The sequence below is a fragment of the Mesorhizobium sp. M1A.F.Ca.ET.072.01.1.1 genome, assembly GCF_004023325.1.
Classification (GTDB): domain Bacteria; phylum Pseudomonadota; class Alphaproteobacteria; order Rhizobiales; family Rhizobiaceae; genus Mesorhizobium.
On record NZ_RZSF01000002.1, the window covers coordinates 59,844 to 68,765 of the forward strand.

The following is an 8,922-nucleotide window of genomic DNA, read 5'->3' on the forward strand; positions in this document are numbered from 1 at the left end:
GACAGGCGGGTGACAGGCTGCCGACGTTAAGCTTAGGCCTTGCCGAATCCGCCGGGCGTCGGCGTGACGACGATGACGGCCTCGCCGGCGTCGAGCGTGGTCTGGTCGCAGGCCTTCAGCACCTCGATCGAGCCGTCGTTGCGTCTGACCTTGGTCGAGCCGGCCTCCCCGTCGCCGCCGCCGTTCAGACCCTGCGGCGGGCGATTGCGGTGCGAGGAGAGGATGGCGCATTCCATTTTTTCGAGGAAGCGGATCGTGCGTTTGGTGCCGCTGCCGGCGTTCCATTTGCCTTTGCCGCCGGAACCATCCCGGATGTGGAAGTCTTCCAGCACGACCGGGAAGCGCAGCTCCAGGACTTCGGGATCGGTAAGCCGCGAATTGGTCATATGCGTGTGGACGCCGGAGGTACCGGCAAAGCCGCGGCCCGAATTCATTTGGCCGGCCGGCGAGCCGGAGCAGATCGTCTCGTAATACTGGTATTGCCGGTTGCCGAAGGTGAGATTGTTCATTGTGCCTTGCGCGTTGGCCATCGCGCCCATGGCGCCGAACAGCGCGTTGGTGACATGCTGCGAGGTCTCGACATTGCCGGCGACGACGGCGGCAGGGTAGGAGGGTTTGAGCATGCAACCGTCGGGGATGACGATGTTGATCGGCCTGAGACATCCGGCGTTCATCGGGATCATGTCCTCGACCATGACGCGGAAGACATAGAGCACAGCGGCTCGCGCCACCGGCTCCGGCGCATTGAAATTGTTCTTCATGACCTTCGAGGTGCCGGTGAAATCGACCGTCGCGTCGCGCCTTTGCCGATCGACGGTGATCTTCACTTTGATCACCTGGCCGGTGTCGGTGGCATACTCGTAGTCGGAACTGTCGGGCAGCCTTTCCAGCACGCGGCGCACGCTCTCGGCGGCATTGTCCTGAACATGGCCCATATAGGCCTCGACGACAGCGAGGCCAAAATGCGCGACCATCTTGCGCAACTCCGCCACGCCCTTTTCGTTGGCGGCGATCTGCGCCTTGAGGTCGGCGATGTTCTGGGCGGGATTGCGGGCAGGATAGGGATGGTCGGTGAGGAGCGCCTCGAGCTCCTCCTCGCGGAAGCGGCCGCGATCGACGATGCGGAAATTGTCGAACAGCACGCCTTCCTCGTCGACGGTGGTGGCCAAAGGCGTCATCGAGCCGGGCGCCGTGCCGCCGACATCGGCATGGTGGCCGCGCGAGGCCGCCCAGAAGAGGATTTCCTTGCGTGCGTCGTCGAACACCGGCGTCACCACGGTGATGTCGGGCAGATGCGTGCCGCCATTGTAGGGCGCGTTGAGAGCAAAAACGTCGCCGGGATGGATATCGCCCGAATTCAGGCGGATGACGGTTTCGACCGAGCGGTCCATGGACCCCAGATGCACCGGCATGTGCGGCGCGTTGGCGACCAGCGCGCCATGGCGGTCGAACACGGCGCAGGAAAAATCGAGCCGCTCCTTGATGTTGACGGAATAGGCGGTGTTCTGCAGCGTGACGCCCATCTGCTCGGCGATCGACATGAAAAGGTTGTTGAAGATCTCGAGCATCACCGGATCGGCTTCGGTGCCGAGCGCCGCCTGCCGCGCCTTTTTCTCTATACGCCGCAGCAGCACGTGGTTCCTGGCCGTGATCTCGGCCTGCCAGCCCGGCTCGACGACGATGGTCTGGTTCGGCTCGATGACGAGCGCGGGGCCTGCCACCTTGTGACCGGGCTTCAAATCCTCGCGCCGGAAGATGCCGGCATCGCGCCAGGCTCCGTCGGCGAAGAATTGCCGGGACTGCCAGGGGCTTGCCACCTGGTCTTCGAGCCCTGATTCACTTTCGTCGCGGCCGGCGGTCCCGACATCGCTGCCTTCGACGCCGACTGCCTCGACGATCATCGGCTTGTCTTCGTAGACGAAGCCGAATTGCGCCTTGTGCGCGGCCTCGAAATCGCTCCTGGCGCGAAAAATCGAGCCGTGCTCGAAGTTGACCGGCAAAGTTGTGTCGGTGCCGTCATAACGGATCTGCAGGACCGGCTTTGAGGCGATGGCGTCTTGCGCAATGCCTTGCACTGCAAGCTCGGCGATGACGCCCTGGTGCAAGGTCGCAATCAGGTCCTCGATCGAGGAGCGGGATTCTTCGGCGAGCGGCTTCAGTAACGCCTGCTGGCGCGAGGCGAAGACCGTCGACAGCCCGATGCCGTAAGCCGAAAGCAAGCCGGAGAAGGGGTGGATGAGCACCGCTTCCATGCCGAGCGCATCGGCGACAAGGCAGGCATGCTGGCCGCCGGCGCCACCGAAACAGTTCAGGAGATATTCGGTGACATCGTAACCGCGCTGCACCGAAATCTTCTTGATGGCGTTGGCCATGTTCTCGACGGCGATGGTGACGAAACCCTCGGCCACCGCTTCGGGCGAGCGTCCATCGCCGATCTCGGCGGCTAAAGCGGCGAATTTTTCGCGCACGGTGGCGACGTCGAGCGGCTGGTCTTGACCGGGGCCGAAGATCGCCGGGAAGACATCGGGCTGCAGCTTGCCGAGCATGACATTGGCGTCGGTGACGGCGAGCGGGCCGCCGCGTCGGTAAGCGGCCGGGCCGGGATTGGCTCCGGCGGAGTCCGGGCCGACGCGGAAGCGACCGGCCTCGTAATGCAGGATCGAGCCACCGCCGGCCGCGACGGTATGAATACGCATCATCGGCGCGCGGATGCGCACGCCGGCAACTTCAGTGTCGAAGGCGCGCTCGTATTCGCCGTCATAATGGGCGACGTCGGTCGAGGTGCCGCCCATGTCAAAGCCGACGACCTTGTCGAAGCCGGCGAGCTTCGCCGTCTCGACCATGCCGACGACGCCGCCGGCCGGGCCGGAAAGCAGCGCATCCTTGCCCTGGAACATGTCGGCGGCGGTCAACCCGCCCGATGACATCATGAACATCAGCCGCGGGCCGGCGCCCAATTCTCCCGCTACCCTTTGCACGTAGCGTGACAGGATCGGCGACAGATAGGCGTCGACCACCGTGGTGTCGCCACGACCGACCAGCTTGATGAGCGGCGAGACCTCGTGGCTGACCGATATCTGGCTGAAGCCGATCTTGCGGCAGACTTTCGCGACTGCCTTTTCATGGTCTGGATATTTCCAGGCGTGCATGAAGACAATGGCTACCGCGTCGATGCCGTCGGCCTTGGCCTGCTCGATCGCCGGGCGGCAGGCGGCGATGTCGAGCAGGCGCTCGACGGACCCGTCCGCGCGCACGCGCTCGTCGACCTCTACCACCCGCTCATAGAGCTGTTCGGGCAGGATGATCTCCTTGGCGAAAATATCCGGCCGCGCCTGATAGGCGATGCGCAGCGCGTCGCGAAAACCCCTGGTGATGAGCAGCAGCACGCGGTCGCCCTTGCGCTCCAGCAGCGCGTTGGTAGCGACAGTGGTGCCCATTTTTATGTCGCCGATCCGCTCCGCGGGAATGGCGGCGCCGGTTTTCAGTCCAAGCAGTTCGCGGATGCCCTGGATGGCGGCATCGGCATAGGCCTCAGGGTTCTCCGACAAAAGCTTCCGGGGATGCAGTCGGCCTTGCGGATCGCGGCCGATGATATCGGTGAAGGTCCCGCCCCGGTCGATCCAGAAATCCCATTTGTTGGCTGCGGCGTCCTGCATGCTGCTTATCCGTTATCTGCGACAACCCGTTCTGTTAGTTCGCCGTTTTGGCCCCGGCAACCATGCGCTTGGTGTTACACATGGAAACGCAACGTTACGAAACCCGGGTCCGATTTCTGCATTTCCTCTGCGACGTTCACCGAAACGTGAGCGTTTTCTGAAGGAGAGATACCATGAAGAAGCTTATTCTGGCGTCTGTTTCGGCGCTCGCCCTGCTGGGGGTCGCGGCTTGCAGCGACAGCAGCACCGACAACACCACCACGCAGAGCACCAACCCGCCGGCCAACGAACAGCCAATGAAGCCGGCCACCCCTGACCCTTCGAAGCCTGCTGAACCGGCTCCGGCAACACCTCCTGCTGCGCCCGCGCAGTAGAAGTTCATCCACTGAAATCAGGAAGGCCGGCCCTGTGCCGGCCTTCCTTTTGGCGGGACTGTCCTCAAAGTCGTTCGACCTGCGGCATCGTCCCGGCTTGATAGCGGTGCCCGGTTCGCACTAAGAAGCCGCATGTCGATTTGGGACCGCCTCGGCGACTTCATCGCTCGTGTTTCGTCGTCGGCGTCCTCGGGCGTCGGCGATGTCGTCGAGGCCGTGCGGACCATGTACTCGGGCGACCCGGATCTACGCCGGCGCGTGGCCTTCTCGGTGGCGATGATCGCGCTTTCGGCCAAGATGGCGAAGGCCGACGGCATCGTCACCCAGGACGAGGTGCGCGCCTTCCAGGAAATCTTTGAGGTGCCGCCGAGCGAAACGCGCAATGTGGCGCGCCTCTATGACCTCGCCAAGCGCGATGTTGCCGGATTTGAAATTTACGCCCAGCGCATGTCGCAGCTTTGCGGTTCCGGTCATGCGAATTGCAAGATGCTGGAAGACATACTCGACGGGCTGTTCCACATCGCCAAGGCGGATGGCCTGGTTCACGAGAGGGAAGGGCAATTCCTGCATCGCATCGCCGAGATTTTTCAGATCGATGAGGCGCATTACCAGGCGATCCTGGCGCGCCACGTCAATCTCGGCGCCGCCGATCCCTATGTGGTTCTCGGCGTCGAACGCGGGAAGCCATTCGAGGAGGTCAGGAAGCGTTATCGCAAGCTGATCTCCGACAACCATCCCGACCGGCTGATCGCGCGCGGCCTGCCGCAGGAATTCATCAAGATCGCCACGACAAGGGTCGCCGCGATCAATGCTGCCTATGAGATGATCGAACGGGGCCTCAGGCACGTATGAGCGGTTTCTTGCCCGACCAGCCGGGTGCCGAGGTCAGGCTATCGCCGAATTTCGGTCCGCGACGCGAGACGCTCAGGCCCGACATGATCGTGCTGCACTATACCGGCATGCCGACGGGGCCTGGGGCCGAGGCCTGGCTGTGCGATCCGGCAAGCGAGGTATCCTCGCACTATCTTGTGCATGAGGACGGCCGCATCGTGCAAATGGTGCGCGAAAGCGACCGCGCCTGGCATGCCGGCAAGAGTTCATGGTTCGGGTGCACCGACATCAACTCCTGCTCTGTCGGCATCGAGATCGTCAACCCCGGGCATTCGCTGGGCTACAAAACCTTCCCGAAGCGGCAGGTCAAGGCCGTGATCGATTTATGCGCGGGGATCGCGGGCCGGCATTCCATTCCACCGCAAAGGGTGCTTGCGCATTCCGATGTGGCGCCGGGACGCAAGGTCGACCCGGGCGAGAAGTTTCCCTGGAAGGCGCTCTTTGCCGCCGGCGTCGGTCATCTGGTTCCCGCGACGCCGATCAGGACGGGCGCGGCGCTGAAGGCGGGCGACGCAGGTGCTGACGTGGAAGCCCTGCAATCGATGCTGGCGCTTTACGGCTACAGCGCCGAGATATCGGGTGTCTTCGACCGCCAGACGGAAATCGTGGTGGCGGCGTTTCAGCGGCATTTTCGACGGCGGCTCGTCGACGGCGTGGCGGACGGTTCGACGATCAGCACGCTCCAAAGGCTGCTGGCTGCGGTAAAGGCAGCCTCTTCCAAATAGCCGGCCAAGCTGTCTAAATTACAATTTGTCATACAAAGTGAATTGCCTCGCCTTTATTGGCGCCAATTCGGTCTCCAAACGCATCTCCCGCAAGTTGTCGGGCATCTATCCCTCCAAGATGCTCCGGTGTTGGATTGGCCTCGCCGCGTGAAATTCTTCGCGCGGTTCTAACAGAACAGGAATACATGCAAAGATTGACCGTTGTAGCGGCAGCCGTTGCTGCCGGAGTGATGACTTTTGCCTTCAGCCCAGCGAACAGCGCCCCCCTGAGCCTCCGGGCGGCGGACAACGGGTTTGCTGCGACCCCTTCAAAGCCCAAGGCTGCGCCAAGCGCCAAGACTTCGACGGCCAAGAGAGCTACCCCGGCGAAGGTGCAGAAAGCCGCCGCAGCGCGGTCCGCGAAATCAAGAGTCAAACGCTACGCAAAGCGCAGCAGGCAAACCATCGACCTGACCGCGACAGCTTCCATCCGTCCTGAAAAGCCCGCCTTGTCTTCTTCGGCAACTGGCGACGGCCAATATTCGGCGATCATCGCCCGCTATGCGGCAAGCTACGGCGTGCCGGTGTCGCTGGCCAAGGCCGTCATCACGATCGAGAGCAACTTCCGGCCCAACATGGTCGGCGGCGCCGGCGAGATCGGCCTGATGCAGATCAAGCCGGCGACGGCCCGGATGATGGGCTATACCGGTTCGGTCAAGGGACTGTTCGATCCCGACACCAACATCAAATACGGCATGAAGTACCTCGCCATGGCGCAGGGGCTAGGTGGCGGCACCACCTGCGGTACCATCCTCAAATACAATGCCGGACATGGGGCGACGCGGATGAATCCGATTTCGGCCGCCTATTGCAGCAAGGTGAAGGTGCAGATGGCAGCGCTCGGTTCGCCTGTCTAAGCGGGACAGTTGCCTTTTTTGTTGCGTTTTCAGGCGCGAATCCCTTTATACGCCCTTGCCAGCTGGCCGGGCGGCCGCGCCCGCAAGAGCCGAAAGGCTGCGGGTGAGGAAAGTCCGGGCTCCATGGAGACACGGTGCCGGCTAACGGCCGGCGGGGGAGACCCCAGGGAAAGTGCCACAGAAAGCAAACCGCCGCGGCATTTGCCGCGGCAAGGGTGAAAGGGTGGGGTAAGAGCCCACCGCGCGACTGGCAACAGAAGCGGCACGGCAAACCCCACCGGGAGCAAGACCGAATAGGGGCGGTGCGAAGGGAAACCTTCGAGGGCTGTTTCCGGCCCACCGCCCGGGTAGGTTGCGTGAGGCGCATGGCGACATGCGCCCAAGATGAATGGCCGCCACGTTCCCGCGCCGCAAGGCGTGGGGGCCATACAGAACCCGGCTTACAGGCCAGCTGGCATTTTCCTCCACAGCGCTCCGAGCCGCTCAGCCGCCAAGCCGGTCCAAAGACGCCTCGATCGCCTGCCAGAGCTCTTCCACCGGCTCGCAGCCGACGGCCAGCCGCACGAAGCCGGGCGGCACGGCATCGCCGCGCTTCGATCGCCGCTCGGCCGATGTATGGACGCCACCAAACGAGGTCGCCGATTCAATCAGCGCGCAGTTGTTGATGAAATCCTCGGCCTTCTCTTCCGAAGCCAGTTCGAACGAGATGAGAAAGCCGAAGCGCTCCATCTGGGCACGCGCCAGATTGTGCGAGGGGTCGCCCTCAAGGCCTGGAAAGCGCAAGCCGCTCACGGCGCGATGCCCCTTGAGCCGGCGGGCGATCGTTTCCGCCGAGGAGCACATGCGATCGTACCGCACCTCAAGTGTTTCAAGGCCGCGATGCACGAGCCAGGCCTCGAACGGCCCGGGAATGCCGCCGGCGGTTTCTCGCCAGTCCCTGACCTTGGCGATAATATCCGGATCGCGGCTGGCGACATGGCCGAACAGCACATCCGAGTGACCGTTGATCGCCTTGGTGTCGGCCGAGACCACGATGTCGGCGCCAAGGTCGAGCGGGCGCTGGCCGAAGGGCGTCATCGTCGTGTTGTCGACGATGAGGAGCGCACCTTGTTCGTGGGCGGTCTTGGCGACGGCGGCGATGTCGCAGATATCCAGCCTTGGGTTCGAGGGGGTTTCGACGAAGACCAGCCGGTAGCCGGCGAAGCCGCCGTCGAGCATGCTCGATGTCGGCCTCACGTCATAGGCGATGCCGAGCGGTTTCAGGAAACGCTCCGCCAGGGCTCGCGTCGTGTGGTAGCCGTCCGAGGGCAAGAGGATGCGGTCGCCAGATTTGACCAGCGCAAAGAACGTTGCCGAAATCGCCGCCATGCCCGACGGAAAGGCGATGCACTGCGCATCTTCGAGATGACCAAGCGCATGCTCGACCGCGTGCCATGTCGGATTGCTGAAGCGGCCGTATTGATCGAAGCCCGTCGCGTCCCCCGGCGAATGAAAGATCGAGGCCATGGTCAGTGGCAAAGGGATGGGATCGCCCTTGGCGAAATCGCCGCTGCGCAGATGGGCAAGTGTCGCGGCGCGTGACTTCGCGGTTTCGGACATTGGGCGCATTCCTTCACTGAACTGACGTCCGAACGCTAGGCGTGCCGGCCCTTCGCGGCAAGCCGCGTCCTTTTGGGCCAGAGCCTTCTAAACGCTTCGTTAGGCTTAATGGTCGATAAAGACGAGACGTGCCGCGAGCCTGCGCTTTCAGGTTGTGGCATGCGTGTTTGTGATGCCTCTTCCCGTTGACGCCCATATTACCCCATGATATCCCATTCTCATCAAGCTTTCGTTCCGCGTCAGGGTGAAGCGTACGCCAATCGGGCAGTCGCGGCGGCTGCGCGTTTGCCGGTTTTCGCCTTGGTGAATGAAGCGATTTGTCGCGAGGCGATGCGCGGCGGCGGCGCGGAGAAAAACATGGGCAGGGGTGCGGCGGCGACAGCGGCTGTAAGGCGTAGTGGACCGATTTCTGTCAAACGCAGTGAACAGGATCGATGCGAAGGGGCGGGTATCCGTTCCGGCGCATTTCCGTTCGGTCGTGCAGAAACGTGGCTATGCGGAACTCTATGCGCTACGCTGCCTCGACCTTCCGGCGATGGACGTCGGCGGGCTCGATCTGCTCGACCGGTACGAGCAGCGGATCGCGCTGGAAGATCCCTTCCTGCGGACGGCGGACGATATGTCCTTCTTCTGCCATGGCGACGGGACGTTCCTGAAACTCGACCAGGACGGCCGCATCACGATGACCGATTTCATCCGCGAGCACACGGGCATCTCGAACGAGGTGGCCTTTGTCGGCCGCGGCAATTTCTTCCAGATCTGGGAGCCGGGCCGACTTGCC

8 protein-coding genes and 1 other RNA gene are annotated in these 8,922 nt (G+C 63.1%); 6 read left to right on the forward strand and 3 right to left on the reverse strand.

Features of this window, described 5'->3' with window-relative positions:
- Positions 1 to 32: 32 nt before the first annotated feature.
- Positions 33 to 3,656, reverse strand: coding sequence for a hydantoinase B/oxoprolinase family protein (locus EOA32_RS00665; protein WP_128370527.1), 3,624 nt, complete (start codon positions 3,654 to 3,656; stop codon positions 33 to 35).
- Positions 3,657 to 3,829: 173 nt separating this feature from the next.
- Here EOA32_RS00665 and EOA32_RS00670 point away from each other — a divergent pair, with 173 nt between their 5' ends.
- The 3 genes from EOA32_RS00670 (at position 3,830) to EOA32_RS00680 (ending at position 5,646) form a co-directional block, all read left to right on the forward strand.
- Positions 3,830 to 4,030, forward strand: a complete 201-nt coding sequence (locus EOA32_RS00670; protein WP_082954075.1) for a hypothetical protein — start codon at positions 3,830 to 3,832, stop codon at positions 4,028 to 4,030.
- Between the two features lie 132 nt (positions 4,031 to 4,162).
- Positions 4,163 to 4,882, forward strand: coding sequence for a DnaJ family molecular chaperone (locus tag EOA32_RS00675; RefSeq protein ID WP_067329023.1), 720 nt, complete (start codon positions 4,163 to 4,165; stop codon positions 4,880 to 4,882).
- Positions 4,879 to 5,646 carry an N-acetylmuramoyl-L-alanine amidase gene (locus EOA32_RS00680; protein ID WP_128370528.1) on the forward strand — a complete coding sequence of 256 codons (768 nt, stop codon included), beginning with the start codon at positions 4,879 to 4,881 and terminating at the stop codon, positions 5,644 to 5,646. The genes EOA32_RS00675 and EOA32_RS00680 overlap by 4 nt, the downstream gene beginning before the upstream one ends.
- Before the next feature lie 28 nt (positions 5,647 to 5,674).
- On the opposite strand, the gene EOA32_RS39545 is transcribed toward EOA32_RS00680, so the two are convergent.
- The gene (locus tag EOA32_RS39545) at positions 5,675 to 5,998 is read right to left on the reverse strand and encodes a hypothetical protein (RefSeq protein WP_245499105.1); all 324 of its coding nucleotides are present in this window, start codon (positions 5,996 to 5,998) and stop codon (positions 5,675 to 5,677) included.
- Here EOA32_RS39545 and EOA32_RS00685 point away from each other — a divergent pair.
- Positions 5,913 to 6,542, forward strand: a complete 630-nt coding sequence (locus tag EOA32_RS00685) for a transglycosylase SLT domain-containing protein (RefSeq protein WP_245459753.1) — start codon at positions 5,913 to 5,915, stop codon at positions 6,540 to 6,542. The two genes, EOA32_RS39545 and EOA32_RS00685, sit on opposite strands and share 86 nt — an antisense overlap.
- Before the next feature lie 58 nt (positions 6,543 to 6,600).
- An RNA gene (gene rnpB / locus EOA32_RS00690) (RNase P RNA component class A) lies at positions 6,601 to 7,001 on the forward strand.
- A gap of 24 nt (positions 7,002 to 7,025) precedes the next feature.
- On the opposite strand, the gene EOA32_RS00695 is transcribed toward rnpB, so the two are convergent.
- Complete coding sequence (locus EOA32_RS00695) at positions 7,026 to 8,141, reverse strand: cystathionine gamma-lyase (RefSeq protein WP_095783824.1); 1,116 nt, start codon at positions 8,139 to 8,141, stop codon at positions 7,026 to 7,028.
- A gap of 397 nt (positions 8,142 to 8,538) precedes the next feature.
- On the opposite strand from EOA32_RS00695, the gene mraZ reads away from it, so the two are divergent.
- On the forward strand, positions 8,539 to 8,922 hold a 384-nt coding region (mraZ, locus tag EOA32_RS00700), incomplete at its 3' end, for a division/cell wall cluster transcriptional repressor MraZ (RefSeq protein ID WP_128370529.1).